Raw genomic sequence first — 20617 nt, 5'->3', positions numbered from 1 at the left:
CCCCATCTCCGCCAGTTCGGACGCGCTGACCGCATCAAGAGGTCGGTTGGCATGCTTCTTCATCTACCCCTCCCCGACCGGCGGCGCCTCGAAGACCTGGTTGGTGTGACGGGCGACCGACGAGCTGACGCTCGGCTCGCTCGCCGGGTTTATCAGCGGGCCCATTGCCGCGACACCCTGCGCCGCCATCCAGTGCTGCGCGATCAGCCCCTCGTGCGCCAGAAACCGCAGCCGGTTCACCCGCTTGGTGCCCTTGTTGAAGCGGATCAGGTCGTCGTAGAGGCGCGGGTTGTCCTCGCGCGTCATCTCGAACAGCAGGCGCACGGGCTCTTCCTTCATCGTTGTGGCGTGGGTCATGAGTCGCCCCCTTCGGTCTGCATCGATCGCAGCGTCCTGCCAGTTGCCTGCAGTGCGGTGTAGGCGTAGTTCGTACCGGCGATCTGATAGCCCCTGACGTTGGCGAACATCGGATCCTTGACCTCCAGGATCTGGTGCGTCGCGAAGGCTTCCTTCACCGCCTTCTTGAAGAGAAATGCGCCGCCGCCGACCAGGATCACGTGCTGGACGTTGTAGGACTCGCCGATGCGATGCACCATGGCGGCCACGGCCTCCGTCGCGATGATCTCCACCATCGGCTTCATGCGCGCCACGTTGTAGGTCCGCTGATAGACCGTCAGGCCCTTGCCGGTGCGCAGGGCCAGGTCGATGTTGTCCAGGTTGGTGTACGGCTTGCCGATCTCCTGGCTCACGTCGTCGGCGATCAGTTGCAGGATGTTCGACACGCCGCGGTCGACCGAGTGGCTCTGCTTGTGCGACAACTTCATGCCGCGCGCCACCAGCCAGTCGAACGTGCGCGAGCCCGGATCGATCACCAGGCTTTGCTCGCGCTCCATGGCTTCAACCTTGTCGTTCTGCGTGGCGTAGTCGATCAACGCGCCGTTCGGCTGGGCCATTGCCAAGGCCTTGCGCACCGTCACCACCTTCCCGCCGCCTACGTCGTGCCGGCCGGACATCAGTTTCTCCAGCGCTGCCTTCTTCGCCGCGAACACCGCGACCGGCAAGCCGACAACCAGCAGGTCGATGGTCTCGACCTTCATCATGCGCAGAGCACCGCGGGCGAGCGCCAGGTATTGCGGCGTGTCGGTGTAGTCGCCGTGGATCTGCGTCGCCCGAAAGGCATCGGCCGCCAGCATCACATCCGGACCGACCTCGTAGAACAGGCCGTTGATCGGGATGGCGACGGTCTTGCGCCCATCGGCGCCCAGCGTCTTCGCCGGATCGCGGGGGCTGGGGTAGGCGCGGGACGGGAAGCTGGCGCAGCGGATGTCGCCAACCTTCCCGCCACCGACGCCGGTGACGTACTTGGTGTTGCCGAATCCGACATCCACCGCTCGAACGACCAGTTCCATGGGATGGCTCCAAGGCAAGGTTGCAAGGCGACCAGCTTCGACTGCTCGAAGTGATCGATCCACGCGGAACGCCCCTTCAAAACCTGGCCTTTCGCGATCAGGTCCGGCCTGAGATCGACCAGACTCTGGTGCAGTCTCGGCAGGGCGAGATCGCTCGGCCAAGCGAGTCGGGGCAGCCCGCGTGTCGAACCACGGTCGCACCCGAAACTGCCCTGTCAAGAGCACGCTGCCGTGGGCAGGCCACGACCGGCGGAACCGGCGGGCACCCAAGGCAAGGCATGCGAAGTCCCGGTCGGGGCCAGAGGCAGCAGTTCCTGCTGTCAACCCCGCGCACAGCCTCACTCCCGAGCCCTTCGGGACAATAAACCCGGCTCACGGCTGCGTCCCGGCCCCTCAAGCGCCACCCGCAAGTGCTGCCAAACCCCGGCGCTTGCGGCGGCCCGCCCTTGACCCTCATCCGCGCCCGTCGTCAACTACGTTCTCCCGAGAGCCATCCCGGCTCCGCTCCGCATGGAGCACAAGGCGTCGCAGTCGTTACCTGCCTTCAAGCCCCGGCCTTCGAGCCGGGACAGCCATCGCCCTTCGAGGCGCCGGCCCCGAGGTCCCCTTTCGTAGTGCATGTGCCCGTGGCCCTGCCGGCGTTCACCGCCGGGCGTTCCTGAAACGCGCCACCGCCTTCGACACCCTGGTCGGCACCCGATGCCGCACCGCTGTTCCCGCCATCGCTTGAGCACGCGTTCCACGCAGCGCGCGGTCGTGTTTGCCCTGTTGGGCTCCACGCGCGCCCCCGCTCACAGACTCGGCACCGCCTGGACATTCGGTCAGGGGCGGACCCATGCGAGTCGATGGCGCTACGAATCCAGAACTGATCCACCACGCGCGTGCAAGGCCTGACCTTGCCGCCGATGCCGACCGCCATGCCCATGAGGCCGGCGGGCATCACCAACCCCACGGTTGCAGAAATGCACAGGTGGGACGGATCAACCCCGTTTCATTCTTAAGACCGACCGAGCTGGCCGCTGCGTGTGCAGCGGTTGGCAAACCGCCTGGGTAGGTGCCGCAACGCCGTGGTCGCGTGCGGCGCCGAATTCTTTGATCACACACCGGCCGGGGCGACGGAATCCGCCCTGCCGATCGACCGCTTCGGATTCCACGTCGCTGCCAACCAACCCGCCGTTCGGGCGGCGGGTCTCAGCCTGGAGCCCTTCCATGCCCGCCCTCGATCACCGTGAAGCCCAACCATCGACATCCCGCCGCCGACGTCAGGAGCCTTCGAGTCCGGGACGGTCCACCCAGTACCAGCCCACGCGCCGCCAGAGTTGGGCGGGCAAGTCGCCGAAGGAAATTTTGGCGCGCTACACACCTGGCAAGGCATCGCCGGAGAAGGTGCTCGAAGTGCTGATCGAACTCTTCAACACGCTGCACACCTCGCTGGAGAAGACGGTGTCGCACAAGACGCGGCACGAACGCGCGCACTTCCTGCGGCGCTTCTTCCGCGACCTGCGGCTCAAGGCCGGCTTCAAGACCATGCCCGACCCGCGCAACCTGGGGCAGAAGCACATCCGCGCCATGGCGCAGGTTTGGAAGCAGGATCACCTGGCGCCGGCCACCATCCAGACCTACCTGAGCTTCCTGCGCGGGCTGGGCATGTGGATGGGCAAACACGGCTTCGTGCGCAGCCCCGCCTATTACGGCCTGGTGGTGGACGAGTACCAGCGCCACGAGTACGCCCAGCGCGACAAGAGCTGGTCGGCCCAGGGGATCGACATCGACGCCTTGATCAACGATGTGTGCGCCTTCGATTGCCATGTCGGCGCAAGCCTGCGGCTCATCCGGGCCTTCGGGCTGCGGCGCAAGGAGGCGATCCAGTTCCGGCCATTCGAGCACGTCGTGCCGTTTGCCGAAACCGGCTTGCCGCCAGACGACACGGCGGCGGATCGGTATGTGCGTGTCAAGGGCAAAGGCGGGCGCGTGCGCTGGCTCCCGCTGGACAGCCCCGCACGGGTGGCGGCGGTCGCGTTCGCGCAAGACCAGGCCAGCAGCCGGGACGCCCACATGGGCGATCCGACGCGCGACCTCAAAAGGAACCTGCGCCGGTTCGACTACGTGATGGAAAAGTTCGGCATCACGCTGCGCGAGCGGGGTGCCACGGGACACGGCCTGCGCCATGAAGTGCTGATGGACACCTACACGGGCCTCACTGGCGCCCTGCCCCCGGTGCGTGGCGGCGGGCCTGTAGACCCGGAAGTAGACATTGCGGCTCGACGCACCGTGTCGGCCCTCGCCGGACACGCCCGCATCAGAGCCTCGGGGGCGTATTTAGGTGCCGTCCTTCCGAAACTGCGTGGGCAGCCGGCAACGAAGCGAGGCGCGCCTACGGCAAGGTCACCCGGTGACGAAGAATCTCCCGTTCCGTAGGACTGATCTCCTTGACGCCGAACAGCGCACGGTGTGGCCGTACCGCGCGCGGCTGGATGTCGGTCGTCGCAGTCGCTCTGCTACGCATCCAAGGCTTCGGACGCGGCGTGCTCCGGCGCATCGTCAAGCGCTTCCTCGGTCGACGTCTCCACCGCCCGCCGCGTGCGCAGGCATGCGGGCAGCCAGCCCGTTGCCGCCACGGTCTGTTCCGCGCCGCTCGCGGCGTCGGCCTTCTTCAGCGCGGCCAAGGGCTGGCCGCGTTGACATCCACCGCTTCCGTCACCACGTCGAGAATGCGCGCCTTCGACACGTGGCTGAAGTACGAAGCGCTGGTTGCCGCCCACCACTTGTTCATGTCCAGCCCCAAGGCCGCGGCCAGCGCGTCCGTGCGCTGCCTCTCAGGCTCGGTGCCGTAAATGCCCGTCACGGTCACCGCGACCGTGAAGGTCAGCAGTTGAATCACCGTCGCCTGCTCCTGCGTCAGCAGCCATGGGAACACCTGGTCCATCTCCTGCGGCAGGCGAGCGGCCCACGACGTGCGCTCGGCCTGAACCCTGGCCCAGCCTGCGCTGCCCTGCATGTCTTCGGCCGCCGCCTGCAGATCGGACTGACTGTCTGCCGCCGTGATGGCGAAGACCGTCTCCGGCCGCTGGTAGCCGCGGGCATCGTCACGGAAGATCAGCTGCGCCAGTTGTGCCGTGAGTGCCGCCAGCGCCACGTCAGGGCGGGCCGTCAACTCGGCCTGCACGGCCGCCACGCGATGGGCCGTCAGGCGCCTGGTCAGCTTCTCGGAATGCACGGGTCTGGTCTTGCCCGAGGGCATGGACACCACGGATTCACCCGCGCCCTCCGCTTCGCTGGCCTGCCGCGCGGCGTCGGCCATGCCGCTGCGGTCGTCCGGCCGAACCAAGCCGTACTTGACCTCGGCCGTGCCCCTGCTGCCCACGAAGACCACGCAGCCGGCCTGGGCCATGAGTTCGGGTGGCCAGACGCACAGGGCATCTTGCAAGGTCTTCAGTTGTGCCTCCAGCACCTCGGCCTCGGCTTCGAGCTTGAGGAACTCTCGGTCATCGTTCTCATCGTCGCCCTCGTGCTCCTGCAACGCGTCCATCCGTGCCTGCAAGGTGTCGAGTTGGCTCCGCAAGCCCGCCATGGCGCCCGCTTCTTCGTCGTCCGGTGTGCGCCGCGTCTTGCGCAGCTCACCGAACTTGACGAACTCCTCGAAGACATAGCGCGCCCGGACGTCGACCCACTTCCAGCCCTCGGCGGCGACCTGTCTGGCCTTCTTGCGCAGCTTGTCGGTCGCCAGTGAGTCCAGCAGGGCGGCGTCGAGCAGGTAGGCCTTCTTGTCGTCGTCGCTGAACAGGTCGCGCCGTAGCTCGCCGCCCGCCTTCTCGTAGGCCTTGAGCGTGACATAGCGCGCAACCGGATCGGTGTCGGATTCGATTTCGCCCTGCGTCAGCAACTGGCGCAGGTAGTCGGGACGGCGGTTCCATGTCGGCATGCCGGTCCACACCTGCTCCTGCCGCGCATGGTCGTCGCACGAGGCCAGCACCATCAGGCAATCCAAGCCGATCTGCCCCTCGCGAAACTGTGCCATCAGGCGCGGCGACACCGCAGCCAGCTTCATGCGGCGCTTCACCACCAGCGGCGTGACGCCGAACGCCGCGGCCACGTCCTCGACCGACTTGCCCGCATCGATCAGCTTGGCGAAGGCGACGTATTCGTCGGCCGGATGCATGGGGATGTGAAACACGTTCTCCGCGAGGCTGGCGATGAGCGCCTTGTCTGCGGGCACGATCAGCACCGGCACCGGGTAGTTCTCGGGGATGTCATCGGCCTGCGCCAGCGCTGCCAGCGCTTCGAGTCTGCGCCCGCCGGCGCAGACCTCGTACATGCCGCGTGCACCCTTCACGACGATCAGGTTCTGCAGCACGCCGCTGTCCTTGATCGAGGCAGCGAGTTCCGCAATGCTCAGCTTGGGCGTGCTGCCTTGCGGGCGCACCTGGCGCTCTTCGGACAGCACCAGTTTGTTGAGGGGCACCGTCGTGCGCGGGGACGCCGCGATAACGGCTTCGATTTCAGCTTTGGAGAATTTCATCAAGGGCTCCTGAACGCGGTGAGTGGGCCCGCTCCATGCGGGACCGTGCGTTCAGAATCTCATCCGCGGCCATGCTTTCAAGTGCGTCGGAGGCGGGAACGATTCCCAGCCTGCCCCCACGCCCATTCCGCTCCAGCGACGATCAAACGACGCTGTCGCCCCTCGGCCAGTCCTCCGGCACAAACTTCAACCCATCGCGCCACCGTTCGCGTAATGCGGCTTGGAAGCGAGCATCGTCGCTGAAGTCCGGGTGATCCGTGATGAGAACCTGAAAGCGCCCCTGCAGGCTTTCGACCACGTCGAAGATGAGCCCAAAGAGTGCCTTCACGGCCTTCCGATCCGAATCCAGCTTCTCCTGGGTCACGCCGTCGCGTGGTGCCGCGTCCGGCGAAAAATGAGCCTGCGACAACTGGTCTAACAACAGGAAGGATGGAACCGGTCGCTGTCGGTTCGCAAACCACGTGTGCAACGCGAGATGTGCAACGATGTGATAGCCGACGTGGTTTTCGCCGCTGCCGATTTCGGACATGGGCACGGGGCGCTCGGGCGTGTCGGCCACGATGGTCAGCGCCCGCGGGTCGAGTCGAAGCGGGCTCTCTGAATACTCCAGCCCGATCCGCCGAGCGTAGTCGGACAGGTAGCGATTCACGTTCGACAAGCAGGATTCCAGCTTCTGTTGGATCACGTCGGCGCTGACGGCCTGGTCAAGCTGCTGCTCCTGCAGTTTCAGTTCGTCAAGCCGGCGTTGCTGCGCCGTCAGATCCGGCATCTGCGGAATGTTCTCGACATACAGGCTGATGCGGCCGAGCACCATCGCCCGCCGCGCCTCGGTGTCGGCGGCCAGTTGCAGACGTTGGCTTGAGCGTTTGACCGCGGTCAGCAACTCACGGTTGCCGTCCATGCGGCGCCGAAGCTCGACCAGCTTGCCCTCGACCTCATGAATCGCGGACTCGATGCGAGGGGTGGCCGAGTCCATGGCGCCACTGCGCTCACCGATGTACGCCTGGGCGGCACGCAGCTCGCCAATCGACGGCGCACTCGATTCGGCCGGCAAGCCCTGCAGGCACAGCGGGCACGCATGTCCGTCCACCCCCTGCTCGAAGACCGACACCGCATTCAGCCGCGCCGCATGCTCCCTTGCCTCCGAGGAGAACCCACGCGAGTTGCCTTCGAAGGCGCGTGCTCGTTCGAGTGTGGCAACCAAACTGCGCTGCTCGCCGAGCAGTCCGTTGCGTTCGTCCGTCAGACGACGGAACTCCGCGTCGTCCCCACCTTCTGCGAGTGCACTGGGTACCGGTGAGCTTTGCAGCAGGCGTAGCGTCTCCACCTTCTGCTGCCATAGCGCCCCGTCTCCAAGCGTTGTCAGGCCTGCCGCCTTCGCTTCGGCCAGCAAGGTGTCCGCGCGTGTCACCCCCTCACCTCGGATGGCCGAAGCCTCGGCCAGCCTGCGCTCGATCTGGCGCATTTCGGTGCGGACGCGCTTCAATTCCTGTTGCTTGGCCACGTAGTCATCAGTCACCGCGCCCAAGAAGTACGGCAGCGTGTCCTTGATCGCCTGGGCCACAAAGCGGTCGCTTGCGCCATGGAACAGGTGGCGGCGCTGGGCAATCTCGTTCTGCGATTGCAGGCAGAACGTCAGCGCATGGCTGATGGTTGCCGCCAGCGGCACCCGTGTTTGACCCGGCGGCGGCTCATGCAGATAGTCCGACATGCCGACCCAGGACGCGAGCAGCGATCTGAGCCCTTCCCTGTTCGTGGTCTGGCGGAGTTCCGCGTGCGCGGGGGTCGCAAGTTCCAAGTCGGTCTTGACGTACACCGCCTCGCTGGCCTTGGCATCACCGGCTGGCACTTGCCGCGCGACGAAGGCCTGCCCACGCTCGGTTTGAAGCAGAAGACCGAACCAGGAGACGTTCCGACGAACCTTGCCTTCGGGAACATCGCATTCCGAGGCGCCGAAGCAGTAGTCGATCACCCCCAGCAATGCGGACTTGCCGGTACGCGAGTCGCCCGAGATTATGTTGACGCGCCCCGGCTCCATCCGGATGGTTCTGCAGCGCCCGTCGTGGCTGTAGGCAACGATGGCCAAGATCTGAATCATGCTTGCACCCCCAACATCGCCATCACCGTTGAGGGTGTTCCGCCCTTGTGCAACCAGCGCCCCACAAAGAGGGCCTGCCCGGCGCAGTCCCTGACGTCGGCGCTCGATTGCTTCAGATAGCCGTTGATGCGCTTGGCGGCGCCCGGCTCGCTGGCCACCCTACGGCCCACCATCGACAGCGCACCATGCTTTGCGCCGAACACCAGGGCCTCCCGCACATACGGACGCAGGATCCCGACACCTTTGGCCACTGCGGAGCGTTCCAGCGGGTGGTCTTGGATCCAGGTGGCAAGCGAAGTGCGCACGGTGACCGGCAGATGTCGGCGCGTCTGTCCGCGCAGCACGAAGCTGGCGCCTACGAATGCCAGCTCAAGGGGTAGCGCGGCCGTCGCGTCGGTCACTGTTGCGGCTTCAGTCTGGTACCCCTTGGCCACATGCCACAGCACTACGGCGCAGAACGCCGGATTCAGCAGATTGCGTTGCTCGATGGTTCGGTCCTGCCACTCGGTCATGGCGTTGCCCCATCAGTGGGCGTATCGAAGATCGCTTGCATGCGGGCCTCGAAATCCGGATGCCAACCCAGGCGCCGGTCATCGGCAAGCATGTGGAACGACCCTCGACACACCCAGGGCACGTTGACTCCGGACTTGATGGGCAATGGTGCATCCTCTGCCCACTTGAGGATGGCCCGCCCCCCTTGGCCATCTCGTCTTCGCCGGCCCCCTCGCCCAGTTCGTCGCAAACCTGTTCGCGCAGCAGCGCCCACTCGGTGAGCAGGCGCTGGTCGTACTGCCGCAGATCGGCGTCGAACAACAAGTCGTCGCGCATCCACGCAGAACGCTGGCGAAACGCCTGAAGGTAGCTGGTGATCGCATTGCGAATGCGGCGCGGCCCAGCGCCGACGATTTCGACCTGGCGATAGAACGGTCGACTGGCGAACTCCGGCAAGTGTTCGAGTGCCACCATCAAGGCGTCGATCTCCTCGTCGATGGGCAGCGCATCGCGCTTCAGCGACTCCTGAACCTCCGATATCTGCGCATCGATCTCCGCACGAGGAATACCAACACCGCCATACACCAGTTCGTGAATCACCCGCTTGAACCACCAGCCCTCGATCATCTGAACCGACAGCGCCTGGTGGTGGAGCGACACGTGATACAGCTCGGCCTGCAACTGCGATTGGATGGCGTCGGCATTGGGCTGGCCTGCCACCACGTAGATGCTGCTCAACAGCTGCTGGCGCTCGGCCTCACCCAGCGCGAGGAAGGCCTCGAATGCGTCCTTCAGGTCGGCATTCGTCGAGGTCGTGGCCGCCTGCTTGAGCCGAGTGGAGGCGGCTTCAACATCGCGGCCCTCGCCCGCCGGGCCTAACGCCGAACAGGCGGTGCCGGCCGAAGCCATCGACGTCGAGATCAGGAACTTCGCGGCCGTGATAGGCACCTCGCCGCTGGCGCGTCCCACCATCCAGACTCTCAGCGTCTTCCAGAGGTCCGAGCTGAGGTCGCTCAGACCCGATGTGCCGTGGATCGAGTGCTTGGTCTGCAGCACCGCGATGGGATCGCCGTTTGCCTCGAAACTCACGTCGTCCAGCGTTTCGATGCTGACCAAGAAGTCCATCACCCGGCTCTGCCGTATGGCCAACAGCAATGCCACGCGCACCTGGTACAGGTAACCCAGCATCGAAGCACCGGCATTGAACGTCGCGACAGTTGATCCGCTCATCCTTGGTCCCCCATTCCTTCGTTCCTCGATTCAGTGCAGCGAAGTCAGGCCCTTCCCGCAACGACGCGCACGCCGATCATGTCAGCCAAGGTCAGCAGGTCCATGTAGGCAGGCCCGTCATCGAGCAAGGCGCGCGAAACCTCACGCCGCGTCAATGTGCCTGCATCAACGCGATCACCAAACAGCATCACCGCCATCGCACTGTCGTCCTGCCGCGAGGTCCAGCACAGGCCTTGGATGTGCGCATGTTGCGCATGGATCGCCGCAGACCACTTGCGGGTCTGGCCGTAGGTGTCCTTCTCGGTGTCGATCAACTGCTTGCGTTCGACGCCCAGCTTGCGCAGCGGCACGTTGCGCAGGTCGGCCAGCGTCAATGCCGCCGTGGCGGCCAGCACCGAGTGCAGTTGACCTTCGAGCTTGTGCTTGGCGAAGGTCTTCAGTCCCGGCGCGAACGGCACATCGTGGAAGACAGTTTCCATGGCCGCGCAGTTGAAGCTGGTGCCGCCGTAGAGCGTCGGGATCGGCTTTCCGGCGGCGTTGACGACGGGGCTGAACCTGGCGTTGCCTTTGACGCCCGGGTTGAACGCCTCTGCCGCGTACACGTCGAGGTGAATGCGGTGCAAGGCAACACCGGCCTTCCAAGTCGCTGTGGTGATGTGCAAGACCGCAGGCGGGTCTGGCACGGTGCCGGCCAACGCGGCCTTCGACTTGGAAGCGCCGGCGCGCCGCGGACGGCCTGCGCCGGCCGGGTCAGCCATGGGCGACTTCGGCCATTTCGTCGGTGGCAGCCGCCAGCACACGGTCGGGCGACTTGAGCAGCACGTCCTGGGGCCGCTTGCCGCCGAGGAAGCTGTTTGCCGAGGCGAACCAGTACGCCAGACCCCAGCCGTCCTTGGCATCCCCGAAGACCGCCAGGACAGGCGCCAGCGGCTTCAGGGGTCTGTAGCCCGCCTCGGCGTCCAGACCGTAGGCCGGAAAGTAGTCCAGGCCCTGGTGGCGGATCGCAAAGATCTGCCCTTCCTTCTTCCACTTGTTCGGCTGCGCGCTGAGGTTCGAGGTGCTGAAGCCCGCCAGCTCGGCCACCTGCGCCGCCGTGAGCCAGTCGCCTGACGCCAGGACTTCGCTGCGCGCGTGCGCCGTCATGCGCGCTTCCACCATCATGTGCGCCGGCATAGGTACGGTCGGCACCAGCGCGTCGACGATCTTGTCCAGCGCCTCGCGCTGGCGCCGCTTGATCAGGCCCGCCACCATCGGTGCCAGGCTGCCCAGCGCATCGGCAATCGCGCGCACGGTGCGCTCGCTCTCATGGGCGAACGTCAGCGCAATGGCACGCTCGGCGACTGAGTGCCGCAACTGCTCGCCGATCTCGCCGGGTGTGCCGGCCAACGTGCCCACGCCCGACGGCACTGCCCGCCCATCGTTGACTTCGCGCATCACAGCTCCCAAATCGATGACGGATATTATCATGATTGCACGCTCACCTTCATCATCGAGTCGGGGCTGACATGGGGCACGCTGCCTGTGGGCCATGCTGCCGCCACGCACTTCGCCGGAGTGCCGCAGGGCGTGTTGCGCCATCGCGAAGCACCCGGCCTGTGGGGCGCTTTCGGGTGGCGCATGGCGGCGACCTCTGGTGCGATCTTGAGCTTGCTCCCCTCGGGTGCCAGACTGCAAGGGCTATCCGTGGGCATCGCGCCTGCAAAGCCTTCACCAGAGGCTCCGGCCTCCTGAAGTCCAGTTCGCTGGCGTCGCAGTCGTTACCTGCCTTGTAGAGCCCGGACATCGATCCGGTTCAGCCACGCCCGTGGCTGTGGATTGCGTTCAGCCCCCAGGCTGAACAGCGTGGCCTTGTGCCACAGAGCCGCTCCGCCGGTCACGGCCGGAGCATCCCGAACGGGGAACCCCAAGTTCCCCGCCGGGGATGGGTGTTCCCTTTCATTCGATGAAGGAGAACACCATGTTCGCTGTCCCAGTGAAGAGAGTGCTGCGCCTGTCGGGGTGCTGCTGGGCGGTTCCGGGCGCGCCCGTGAGCTGACCCTTCGAGCGCCGCAAGTCGCCGCGCTGATGAAGCCCATTTCGTTTGCGTTCACGCAAGCGTTCGAGGCTGTCGAGAACCGCGCTGTGGAAGGGGCGTCATGCTGACCACCCTGTACCGCAAGCGCATAGCCGCCCTGGCGATTCAACTCGCCAAGGATGACCCGCAAGTGGTCAAGGAAGTGATCGCCCGGCTGCGCAAGTCAGGCGAGATCGAGCCCGACGATCTGGTCTATCTGGACGAGATCGCCGACCGCTGGATCAGGATTGCCGAGGAGAACCGGCAGAAGGCGCGCCGCTGACCACCGTGGTCAAACGCGCAGGGGGCTTCACGCCCTTCACCTTCGCCATCTCCGAGACGATCTTGTCCAGCAGATCAGGGCGTTCATCGGCGAGCGTACCGGCCCACGCGGCCAACGCTTGTTCGACGTCGTCCTGCGTTCGCACCCCTTCGAAGTCGAGTCCGAGTGATCGGAACTCATCGACTTCGTCGGGGGTGAACCGTAGTGACTTGCCTGCACGAAGCATCGTGTGGGCCTCCATGTGCGGGCTGCTCAGGTTATCAGCACCGCATGCCCTTGCAACCGATTTGCAACCCTCGGGGAGCCCACCGCTTCCCGCCGGGGATGGGTGTTCCCTCTTTCACAGGAGCCAACACCATGTTCCCTGAGAAACCTGAAAAGTCCCGCCCTCGTGCCAAGCGCTTCGGCGTCGAGTTCGAGGAAGAGCGCGCCTGGGTCAGCTTCTACCGCCGGGTGCGTCACGACGCGACCCTGGCCACCGAAGTGCTGGCCCAGCTCGAAGCCGATGCCGAGATGAAGCGCAGGCACCTGGCCCTGGTGCTGTGCTGCAAGGAAGCCCTGCGCGCCCACAAGGCCCGCCAGGCCCGCGACAAGCGGATCGGCCAGTTCGTCCGCTGGCTCTGCCACGGGCTGTTTGCTGTGCCCGTGCGCATGCTGCGCCGCGGCGGTGACATCGCCGTCGAGTGCCTGCCCGAGACCGGCAAGGAACCGGCGGTGCGCCAGGTGCGACGCCTGACGCGCGAGACTGAATTCGCGCAGGCGCAATCGGCCTTCGCACCGCAGGCGGGCCCACCCGGCGCGGCGCCGGCCGCCGCGCAAACCGAGGCTTCACCGCCTCGCTCGCCACAAGCCCAGGCCACCCGCTCGGCGGCCTGACCCAGAGCGCGAGGCACCACCCGCCTGGCCCGGCAACGCGGCGCCCGCCGTGATGCCTCGAGCGTCGAACGCTCACGCCCACCTCCGCGGTGGTGCGTGACGCGCTCGGCCATCCCGCCCCTTCCACGTCGACCTGCCGCCGGCCGGTCGTACCCCTCATGAAAGGAACAGTCCCATGGCCCCTGCCAATGAAACACCGCGTGCCTTCGAGGCACCCGCTCAGATCGCCAGTGCGCACGAGCTGCGCCAGTTGGCGCAAGACACCTTCGGATTGGGCATCCAACCCGGAGCCGATCCCGCAATGTCGTCCCCTGGGCCGGAATCAACCCCCGCCGCGATGAAGGCCAGCTACAAGGTCTTCCTCTACGACCGCGAATACGGCGACCTCACCGATGCCGTCACGACCGACTCGTTCGACGCCGGCGTACAGCTGGTGCGCGACCGCTTGCCGGTGCAGGCCGACTACGTGGTGGAAGCCACGTGGACGCGCGGCATCGGCGAGATGGAAGTGCGAAGCCCCCGGGGCACCGTGGTGGCCCGCGTCCAGCCTGTCGATGACACCGACGTCACCGTGCGGCCACCCGTGACCAGGGCCTGCTCGGCGTTGCAGGTTGGCGACGGCGCACCGCTCGAGCAGTTGTTCAGCCCGCTGCCGGAAGCCGCCTGAAGCGCCGCCGGCACTGCAGTTCAACCAACCCCGAGGGGCACGCTGTCCCGACGGGTGCGGTCGTGCCCCTCGACCTCCATGAAGGAAGAGAACATGACCCCAGAGAAGACAAACAACTCCGCGGACGCCACCGAGCCGGCGCGTTACGTGATCGACGAAGCGTCGGTCCTCGGCCGCAACCGGCGCATCCTGCTGGCGACGTTGGTACAGGCCGGCGCCGTCACGGCCACCGCCACCTACGTCGGCTGCGGCGACTCGGGCGGCGTCGAAGACGTGTCGGTCGAGATGCCGGCCGAAGCGCCGTTCAACATGGCGGCGCTCGTCACCATGTTCGCCGAACGCGGCGTCTTCGAGAACGGTGAGTGGCAGACCACCATCGTCGAGCAACAGCTCAGCATCGAACAGGCCCTGCGCGACTTCGCCGACGAGGTCATCGATGTGGTCCATGGCGGCTGGGAAAACGGCGACGGCGGCTCCGGCAGCGTCATCTTCGACTGCCAGGCCGGCACGGTGCGCATCGAGCACACGGCCTACTTCACCGACTCCGACTACGAGGAGACGACGTTTTGACGCGCCCAACTGTGCACGCCTCGCTCGCATGCTGGCCCGGGCTGCGCCACGACCAGGCCGCCCGGCATCTCGCGGGTGCGGTCGTCGAGCCGCTGTTCGGAAGGCTGTGCACCGACCACGTCCAACTCGTTCCGCAGAACTTCGGCGTCCTGACCGAGGCGATGGTCGATGGACTGATGGTCGCGTTTCCGCAGGTGCGCTTCAGGCTGCACGCCAACGTGCGGGTCTTGCCCGAGCACCAACTGGCCGACCTGTCGGGCTACCAGGCGCACCGTGAGTGGTTCCGGCAGGCGGCCCTCATCAGCCGGCGGCTTGCCGCGCCGGCCTACACCGCGCATGCCGGCGCGCGACGCGACGCCAGCATGGCCGAGATGCTCGAACACACACACGCCGCTGCACGGACCTGTTCGGCTGCGCCGTCGGCGTCGAAGGACAGTACCCCTCCGCGGGTGACCCGTGGCTGGTCTCGACCTGGCCCGAGTACCGGCAGTTGTTCGAGTCGGGCGTGCCCTACGCCATCGACTTGTCGCACCTGCACATCCTGGCCTGCCACAGCGGCCTTCGCGACGACGCCCTCACGCGCGAAATGCTGGCCTGCGACCGCTGCATCGAAGTCCACGTCAGCGCCAACGACGGCCGGGGCGACTGGCACCAGGTCTGCCAACGGCCGCCCTGGTGGTGGCCCTTGCTGCAACACATCAACCCAAAGGCGGTGGTCTTCTCGGAAGGCAACCATCGCAGAAAGAGAACCCCATGAACACCACAGAGAACACCGACGTGCCCGACTACTGGGTCGATGCCTTGGGGGCGATCACCGTCACCGAAGCCGGCTTGGCCGTCGACCGCACCTACCGCGAGGCCGAACGAGCCTTCGACACGCTCCAGCACTGCTGGGCCGGCGCCTGCCTGGCGGGCCTGTTTGTGCGCCACCCTTGGCTGCAGTCGCTGCGCGCGACCTTGAGTGCATCGGCGGAGTACGACGATCAGGGCGGCACCTACCGTTCGATCAGCAACGCCGTGACGCAGGTTGTGCCGTTGGCCGGTGCCACATTGCCCGAAGCGGTCATCGACGAGGGCGCCTTCGACGAGCTCGGCGCCATCGCCGTGATCGAGGCCGATCTCGATGAGTGCGACCTCGATCTGTACAGCTCGATCCACACCGCGCCGGATGACTACGCCGACCTGGTGCTGGACCTGAGCCGCACGGCGATCGAGCCGCTGATGAACGGCGCGGCGATCAGCGGCGCCGAGGCCTACCGGGCCTGGTTCCCCGAGCAGCCTGCAAGTCCTGCCGTCGCCTGAACCGCCGTCAATTCGAGCCCAGCGCCCTCACCTCAGCGGGGCCTGGGCTCTCTTGCCGCCATTTATCGCGGGTTACGCCGCATCACGGCACCGCTCGTACTCGCTGTCGATCAGCCAGTGCAGGAACTGCGTCTCGCGCGACACCCCCCAGTAGTGCGCCTTGCACCGGGCGATGTAGGCGTCCAGCTCCGCCAGCGTGCGGATGCCCACCGGCGCGATGCCGGTGATCTTGGTGAAGCGCTCGACCTCGCGGCGGGTGAGTCGAACCTGTTGACCGAGGCGGATCATGGTGCGTGCGAACCGTTGTCGCGCGCCATCTTGGCCGAACCGCAAACATTTGTCGTCGGTTGGACCGGCGCCTTGCAAAAGATTTCTGACGCGCGATTCCAATGTCATCCGAGTCGCTCTTCAGCGCGACCTGCGCCTGAAGCGCTTGATCGGCGCCGCCACCGGCAACGCAAGCCCAACACCATCGCTTTGACATGGCGCCGCAAGCCCAGGGCTTGCCGCCACCGGGCGGGCGTCGCAGACTGACCATTCCCCAGTGCACTTCCCAGCGAAGTGCCTTCCGGCGCAGCCGGCGTCGCAGTCGTCACCTGCCTTGTCATCAGCATGGGTCATCCGGCCCATGCATCCCGAGCGGGAACCTCGTTCCCCTCTCGGGTTCGGCGTTCCCGCTTTCACATTCATGAAGGAGAACGCCGTGGACATGTCCACCCTTTCCAGGTCCGAGCTGGTCGGCGAGTTGCTCGCACACGACCGTCGGTACCTTTCCGATGAACACCTGCACGTCGCCGACGGCGAGCCGTTCCACGGACCGGTCATCGCGCAGCGGACGCTGCTCGACCAGAAGCTCAGCGCCGCACGCGAACTGATCCTGCGCGACCTGCAGACCCGCATGCGTGGCGCCCCGGTGATGAATTCGCCGCAGACCCTGCGTGAATGGCTGCGGCTGTACTGCGCCAGCCTGGAGCATGAAGTCTTTCTGGCGCTGTACCTCGATGCGCATCATGCCTTGATCGGCACGGAGCAGTTGTTCCGTGGCACCCTCACGCAGACCTCGGTGTACCCGCGCGAGCTCGTCAAGGCGGCGCTGGCCCGCAACGCAGCGGCGGTCGCCGTGGCGCACAACCACCCCAGCGGCAACGCCGAGCCCAGTCGCGCCGACGAGTTCCTGACGCAGACCCTCAAGTCCGCGCTGAGCCTGGTGGACGTCCGCTTCCTCGACCACTTCGTCGTCGCCGGCGACCACGTCGTTTCGTTCGCCGAACGCGGGCTGGTCTGAGGCATGTGGTCCGGTCAACACGAAGGAACACCATGTCCGCCACCCATGCACCGCGCTGCCCCCCGTGCCCCGGGCACGGCGTGCCGCTGGGCACGCTGGGACGCTTACGCTGGTACCGCTGCCGCGACTGCGGCATGGACTTCAACCGTCCAGCACCCAGCCGCCACGCCCCGAGTCCCCCACCGCAACGAGAAGGAGTTCATCTTGGATAACTCCACGGCCAAGAACCTGCTGCAGCACGCCGAGCCGATGGCCGCGCTGTCGATCACCCACCTGACCGCCAGCTCGCGCCAGAAGCTGGCCGCCGATGACCTGTCGGTCAACGCCTACCCCAACGAGTACGGCGGCTTCGTCTACGTTGGCGCGCCGCGCTACAGCGTGCCCACCGAGCCCGACCTCGCCACGATCTTCGACGTGGCCGAACAAGCCGGCATCGTGTGGCTGAAGTTCGACAGCGACGCCGCCGGCATCGACGGCCTGCCGATTTACGAGGGCGAAGACCCGATCTCGTGAGGCCACCAGGCTGAAACACCACGCCACCCGACCGGTGGCTCCCAGTCCCGCAGGGCATCGCGCCGCAAGGCCGGCGCCCTGCCTTCTTTGGAGCAATCACATGCACACACCCTTCGAGGCCACCCCATGGAATCGGTGACCCTCGATCGCGAGCAACGGCTCTACGTCATCGCCGATGGCGGTGGCTTCAGTTGCCTCGGTTTCGACAACGCGCGCGGACATGCCGACCAGATCGCGCGGAGACTCCGGCAGCCCGACCTGGCCTTCACGGACGAAGACGCCGACACGCTGGCCGGCTACCGCAAGTACCAGGCTGCCACGCGCGCCTGGGGCCAGTCCGCGCTGACCCATGACACCTACTTCGATCCCGGAACCCACCCTGAGGTCATCAAGGTCCTGGAGGCCTGCCGCAAGACACGCCGCCAAGCGCGCCTGGTCTATGGCGACACCCGCAATGGCCAATCCTGGTTCGACGAGTTCGATGTCGTCGGCCGCATCGGCCGCTCCACCGGATGGCTCAAGGTGCCCTTGTTGATCGAGGCGGGCGAAGCCGGCGGCGGAGCCATCCTGACGGCCTGCCTGTTGTGCATCATCGACTGGCAATCTGGCGTCGCGCTGTACACGCACCCCAGCTACCAGGTGCCGGACCTGCGCCTGGTACCGACCGGCGACGATAGTCACCCGTGGGGCGTCGAGCACCAACGGGACGAACTGGCCCGCTTCCGCGACGTCGGCAAGGCCAGCGCCTACCTGGCGTTCATGCGCGGCGAGACCATCGAGCCGCGAGTCTTCCGCTGAGGCATCCGCGCCTCTTCTGGCGGGCCGGGCTGTCCATCGGGCAGCTCGGCCCCGCTGACTTCGGACAGCTCAGGCTTCCGCGCCGGCCGGCGAAGCGGATGCACTCGTGTGCAGCGCATCCAGGTCGATCACCGCATCCGCCATCGCGGTCAACTCCAACGTCTGCGAGACGAAGAACTCGCGGTCGTAGCCGCCGAGCCGCAGCACCTCGCGCTTCATCGCCATGAACGCGCGTTTGCGTTCAGGGTCCAGCGCGCCGTCTGCCTCGTCGCAGAACAGCGTCGTGTAGCGGCGCCCAGAATGCTGTGCCAGGTACAGCGCCACCGCCCGTGTCAGGGACTCGTTGATCCACACCCGTTCCCCGCCACTCATCAGACCCACGCTCTTGCTTTCGCCCGACTCGCCGTCGTGCACGACGATGTCGAAGCCCTCGCGCTGCTCGCCCTTGCCCGTCTCCACCAACGTGTGAATGGACACCGTGAAGCGCGGCCCGTAGCAGGCCAGCAGCAGGTCGTTGGCCAGGCCGGACAGCGTGGGGCCCGCGTCGTCGATGGCCAGCGCGATCAGGCCGTCGTTGCTCATGCAGCGCGCAAACAGGTTCCAGCCGCCAAGTTCGGCTTCGACATGCGCCACGCGCGCATCGACCTGCACGCGCCGCTGTGCCAGCGACTGGATCTGCTGCGTCAGCGCGTCCATTGCCTGCGCCTCACGTGCCGCAGCCAGATGAGCCCGGTCCGCAGCAGCCACGGCCTGGCGCGCGTCCGCCACGGCCTGCGCGGCGGCCGACAGGCGGCGTTCATCAAAGGGTGCGGGCAACGCAGCCAGCAGCGCGTCGATCCGGCCCAGCCCTTCCTGCAGCCGCTGGGCGTGGCGCTTACGTTCCTCGGACAGTTCCAGCCCGGCCACGGCGATGCGCTGGCGTTCGGCGCGTTCGTCGGGCGTTTCGGGGCTGTCGGCACCAGCCACGGTCACGTCCAACGCGGCCAGTTCCTGATTCACGCGGGCCAGCGTGGACTCGGCCTGTGCCATCTCGGCCGCCTTGGCGGCAAGCAGCGCGAGCCGGGATGCGCGCTCGCGTGCGGCCTCTTCGCGCCGTTCGGCAAGCCTCAACGCTTGTGGAGCGCCCTGCAATGCGTCCCGCTGTTGACGGATCGCCACCAGTTCGTCCTGGACCTGTGCCTTGTCCCGCGCCAGCGCGGCAATCTGGGCGCTTGCGCTGGGGATCAGCGACTGTGCCTCGCGCGCGTCGCCGAGCAACTTGCACTGCCCTTGCAGATCGGTCCCGGCGCAGGGCACTTCGCGCGTCAAGCCGAATCGATGGGCCAGTTCTTCGGCGCGCAGCGCGGCCTTGCCGGCTTCGCGGTCAATTCCCTGCAGCTTCTGCTCGGCGAGCTTCTCGGCCGCCTGGCATTGCGCCAGCCGCTGCACCTGCTGACGGCAGACCGCGACCTGCCCGCTGCGCAGGGCCTGCAAGCGTGAGGACAATGGCTGCCGGGTGACGGCACGCCCCACCACACCCGACAGCGCGAGCGTCGCGAGACATTGGCGCCGCGACTGCTGCAAGGCCTGCCACCGCGCATTCGCCTGCGCGCGCCGCTGCGCGATGCGCTGCTCCAGGCCTTGAAGCCGCCCCCGTTCGCCTTGCTCGCGGCCCTGCAGCGCCTGGGTGGCTTCGGTGCCGCGGGCCAGCAGCAACTGACGCTCCGCGTGCAACTGCGCGCGGCGGGCCTCGGTGGCCTTCGACTGGTCGCGCTCGGCCACCAGGGTGATGTGCCGGGACTGGCCCACCTCCAACGCCAACTGCGCCGCCCGAAGCGCTGCCACGGCAGGCTCGACCCGCCCTGCCGCACCGTCCAGCCGAAGCCGCTCAGCCGCGAGCCGGTTGTGTTCCGCATCCAGGCCAGATGACTCGTGCCGGATCGCGACCAGCCCCGCCTTCAACAGCCGGGCCGTCTCGCCCGCCTTCTGCCCGATGACGCGGATCTCCTCCTGGCCCAGCAGGTCGGCCAGCAAGCTCTTGATCTCGGCATTGCGGTAGGTGCTGAGCTGGCGCTTCCCTTGGGCCGAGAACACCGACGTGAAGAAGGTGTCCGCCGGCCCGCAGAGAGCTTCCACGCAGCGCGCGTAGGTGTCGACCTTGCCGTCAGACACCGTGCCATCGGCCAGCACCACCGGCACCCAGGCGCCATGCTCGGCCAGCACGAACAGGAAGGCTTCGGTCTTGCGCCGGCCGTTGAGGCGCACCACCACCTGCGAACGGTAACTGCGGCCTTCATGGGCCCAGGTCAGGTCCTTCTCGCTCTCGGGCAGGCACACATGGTCGTAGTACGAGAAGCCACCCGGCCCGGCCACCGCCGCACGTGAAGGCATGGTCAGGTAGGGGTGTTAGGTTGCATTCGCGAGTGTCAACGCCCTTGGACTGAGCGGCCAACCGGCCTACAGTGATCTCACGCCCGGGTAGCCCGGGCCTCTCTCAGAGGCGAGTAGCCCCGCCGCGTCCCGCGCCTTTTTTTTTGAGCAAC

23 protein-coding genes are annotated in these 20617 nt (G+C 66.7%); 10 read left to right on the top strand and 13 right to left on the bottom strand.

Annotation, left to right across the window (positions count from 1 at the left end; genetic code table 11):
- Nucleotides 1-63 precede the first annotated feature (63 nt).
- Nucleotides 64-357, bottom strand: coding sequence for a hypothetical protein (locus x551_RS01575; RefSeq protein ID WP_036229087.1), 294 nt, complete (start codon nucleotides 355-357; stop codon nucleotides 64-66).
- Nucleotides 354-1409, bottom strand: a complete 1056-nt coding sequence (locus tag x551_RS01570) for a PRTRC system protein D (protein WP_051495482.1) — start codon at nucleotides 1407-1409, stop codon at nucleotides 354-356. Before x551_RS01570 ends, x551_RS01575 begins: the two co-directional genes overlap by 4 nt.
- 1209 nt (nucleotides 1410-2618) lie before the next feature.
- Between x551_RS01570 and x551_RS01565 the strand changes: the two genes are divergently transcribed.
- Complete coding sequence (locus tag x551_RS01565; RefSeq protein WP_051495481.1) at nucleotides 2619-3827, top strand: phage integrase N-terminal domain-containing protein; 1209 nt, start codon at nucleotides 2619-2621, stop codon at nucleotides 3825-3827.
- Nucleotides 3828-3907: 80 nt separating this feature from the next.
- On the opposite strand, the gene x551_RS25700 is transcribed toward x551_RS01565, so the two are convergent.
- The 7 genes from x551_RS25700 to x551_RS01535 form a co-directional block, all read right to left on the bottom strand.
- The gene (locus tag x551_RS25700; protein WP_161727931.1) at nucleotides 3908-4075 is read right to left on the bottom strand and encodes a hypothetical protein; all 168 of its coding nucleotides are present in this window, start codon (nucleotides 4073-4075) and stop codon (nucleotides 3908-3910) included.
- Nucleotides 4063-5871 (bottom strand): ParB/RepB/Spo0J family partition protein, encoded by a 1809-nt coding sequence (locus x551_RS01560; RefSeq protein WP_051511783.1) that lies wholly within the window; start codon nucleotides 5869-5871, stop codon nucleotides 4063-4065. The genes x551_RS25700 and x551_RS01560 overlap by 13 nt, the downstream gene beginning before the upstream one ends.
- Nucleotides 5872-6070: 199 nt before the next feature.
- The gene (locus tag x551_RS01555) at nucleotides 6071-8026 is read right to left on the bottom strand and encodes a DUF3732 domain-containing protein (RefSeq protein WP_036229081.1); all 1956 of its coding nucleotides are present in this window, start codon (nucleotides 8024-8026) and stop codon (nucleotides 6071-6073) included.
- Complete coding sequence (locus x551_RS01550; RefSeq protein WP_231497457.1) at nucleotides 8023-8538, bottom strand: three component ABC system middle component; 516 nt, start codon at nucleotides 8536-8538, stop codon at nucleotides 8023-8025. The genes x551_RS01555 and x551_RS01550 overlap by 4 nt, the downstream gene beginning before the upstream one ends.
- Nucleotides 8438-9706, bottom strand: a complete 1269-nt coding sequence (locus x551_RS01545) for an ABC-three component system protein (RefSeq protein WP_152543367.1) — start codon at nucleotides 9704-9706, stop codon at nucleotides 8438-8440. The genes x551_RS01550 and x551_RS01545 overlap by 101 nt, the downstream gene beginning before the upstream one ends.
- Nucleotides 9707-9792: 86 nt before the next feature.
- Nucleotides 9793-10443 (bottom strand): RES family NAD+ phosphorylase, encoded by a 651-nt coding sequence (locus tag x551_RS01540; RefSeq protein WP_051495485.1) that lies wholly within the window; start codon nucleotides 10441-10443, stop codon nucleotides 9793-9795.
- 55 nt (nucleotides 10444-10498) lie between these two features.
- The gene (locus x551_RS01535) at nucleotides 10499-11182 is read right to left on the bottom strand and encodes a hypothetical protein (protein WP_051495480.1); all 684 of its coding nucleotides are present in this window, start codon (nucleotides 11180-11182) and stop codon (nucleotides 10499-10501) included.
- A 701-nt stretch (nucleotides 11183-11883) separates the two neighbouring features.
- On the opposite strand from x551_RS01535, the gene x551_RS01530 reads away from it, so the two are divergent.
- Nucleotides 11884-12084, top strand: a complete 201-nt coding sequence (locus x551_RS01530) for a hypothetical protein (protein ID WP_036229071.1) — start codon at nucleotides 11884-11886, stop codon at nucleotides 12082-12084.
- Here the strand turns inward: x551_RS01530 and x551_RS23960 are convergent.
- Entirely contained in the window at nucleotides 12044-12325 is a 282-nt protein-coding gene (locus tag x551_RS23960; protein ID WP_231497456.1) for a hypothetical protein, read from the bottom strand. The genes x551_RS01530 and x551_RS23960 overlap by 41 nt on opposite strands.
- A 116-nt stretch (nucleotides 12326-12441) precedes the next feature.
- Between x551_RS23960 and x551_RS01525 the strand changes: the two genes are divergently transcribed.
- The 3 genes from x551_RS01525 to x551_RS01515 all read left to right on the top strand — a co-directional run bounded on the left by x551_RS01525 (nucleotide 12442) and on the right by x551_RS01515 (nucleotide 14197).
- Nucleotides 12442-12960: a hypothetical protein gene (locus x551_RS01525; RefSeq protein ID WP_036229069.1), complete on the top strand. Its 519-nt coding sequence runs from the start codon at nucleotides 12442-12444 to the stop codon at nucleotides 12958-12960.
- Nucleotides 12961-13135: 175 nt separating this feature from the next.
- On the top strand, nucleotides 13136-13627 hold the full coding sequence (locus x551_RS01520; protein ID WP_152543366.1) for a hypothetical protein: 492 nt from the start codon (nucleotides 13136-13138) through the stop codon (nucleotides 13625-13627).
- A 93-nt stretch (nucleotides 13628-13720) separates the two neighbouring features.
- A complete protein-coding gene (locus x551_RS01515; RefSeq protein ID WP_152543365.1) occupies nucleotides 13721-14197 on the top strand; it encodes a DUF6878 family protein in 477 nt (158 codons plus the stop codon).
- Here x551_RS01515 and x551_RS23165 read toward each other — a convergent pair.
- On the bottom strand, nucleotides 14176-14580 hold the full coding sequence (locus x551_RS23165; RefSeq protein ID WP_051495479.1) for a hypothetical protein: 405 nt from the start codon (nucleotides 14578-14580) through the stop codon (nucleotides 14176-14178). The genes x551_RS01515 and x551_RS23165 overlap by 22 nt on opposite strands.
- A gap of 122 nt (nucleotides 14581-14702) precedes the next feature.
- On the opposite strand from x551_RS23165, the gene x551_RS23160 reads away from it, so the two are divergent.
- Together x551_RS23160 and x551_RS01505 are read left to right on the top strand one after the other, a co-directional pair.
- The gene (locus x551_RS23160) at nucleotides 14703-14954 is read left to right on the top strand and encodes a hypothetical protein (protein ID WP_152543364.1); all 252 of its coding nucleotides are present in this window, start codon (nucleotides 14703-14705) and stop codon (nucleotides 14952-14954) included.
- Nucleotides 14951-15499, top strand: a complete 549-nt coding sequence (locus tag x551_RS01505) for a hypothetical protein (protein WP_036229063.1) — start codon at nucleotides 14951-14953, stop codon at nucleotides 15497-15499. Before x551_RS23160 ends, x551_RS01505 begins: the two co-directional genes overlap by 4 nt.
- Before the next feature lie 72 nt (nucleotides 15500-15571).
- On the opposite strand, the gene x551_RS01500 is transcribed toward x551_RS01505, so the two are convergent.
- Nucleotides 15572-15787 (bottom strand): hypothetical protein, encoded by a 216-nt coding sequence (locus x551_RS01500; RefSeq protein ID WP_036229061.1) that lies wholly within the window; start codon nucleotides 15785-15787, stop codon nucleotides 15572-15574.
- 415 nt (nucleotides 15788-16202) lie between these two features.
- On the opposite strand from x551_RS01500, the gene radC reads away from it, so the two are divergent.
- From radC to x551_RS01485, 3 genes are all read left to right on the top strand, one after another.
- Complete coding sequence (radC, locus tag x551_RS01495; protein ID WP_036229131.1) at nucleotides 16203-16784, top strand: DNA repair protein RadC; 582 nt, start codon at nucleotides 16203-16205, stop codon at nucleotides 16782-16784.
- Nucleotides 16785-16988: 204 nt separating this feature from the next.
- On the top strand, nucleotides 16989-17297 hold the full coding sequence (locus x551_RS01490; protein WP_036229058.1) for a hypothetical protein: 309 nt from the start codon (nucleotides 16989-16991) through the stop codon (nucleotides 17295-17297).
- Nucleotides 17298-17423: 126 nt separating this feature from the next.
- The gene (locus x551_RS01485) at nucleotides 17424-18095 is read left to right on the top strand and encodes a hypothetical protein (protein ID WP_036229055.1); all 672 of its coding nucleotides are present in this window, start codon (nucleotides 17424-17426) and stop codon (nucleotides 18093-18095) included.
- Nucleotides 18096-18164: 69 nt separating this feature from the next.
- On the opposite strand, the gene x551_RS01480 is transcribed toward x551_RS01485, so the two are convergent.
- Nucleotides 18165-20465, bottom strand: a complete 2301-nt coding sequence (locus tag x551_RS01480) for a DNA repair protein (RefSeq protein WP_051511782.1) — start codon at nucleotides 20463-20465, stop codon at nucleotides 18165-18167.
- Between the last annotated feature and the right edge of the window lie 152 nt (nucleotides 20466-20617).

This window comes from Methylibium sp. T29 (assembly GCF_000576205.1).
GTDB lineage: Bacteria > Pseudomonadota > Gammaproteobacteria > Burkholderiales > Burkholderiaceae_C > Methylibium > Methylibium petroleiphilum.
This window is presented reverse-complemented; position numbering and strand designations above follow the sequence as displayed.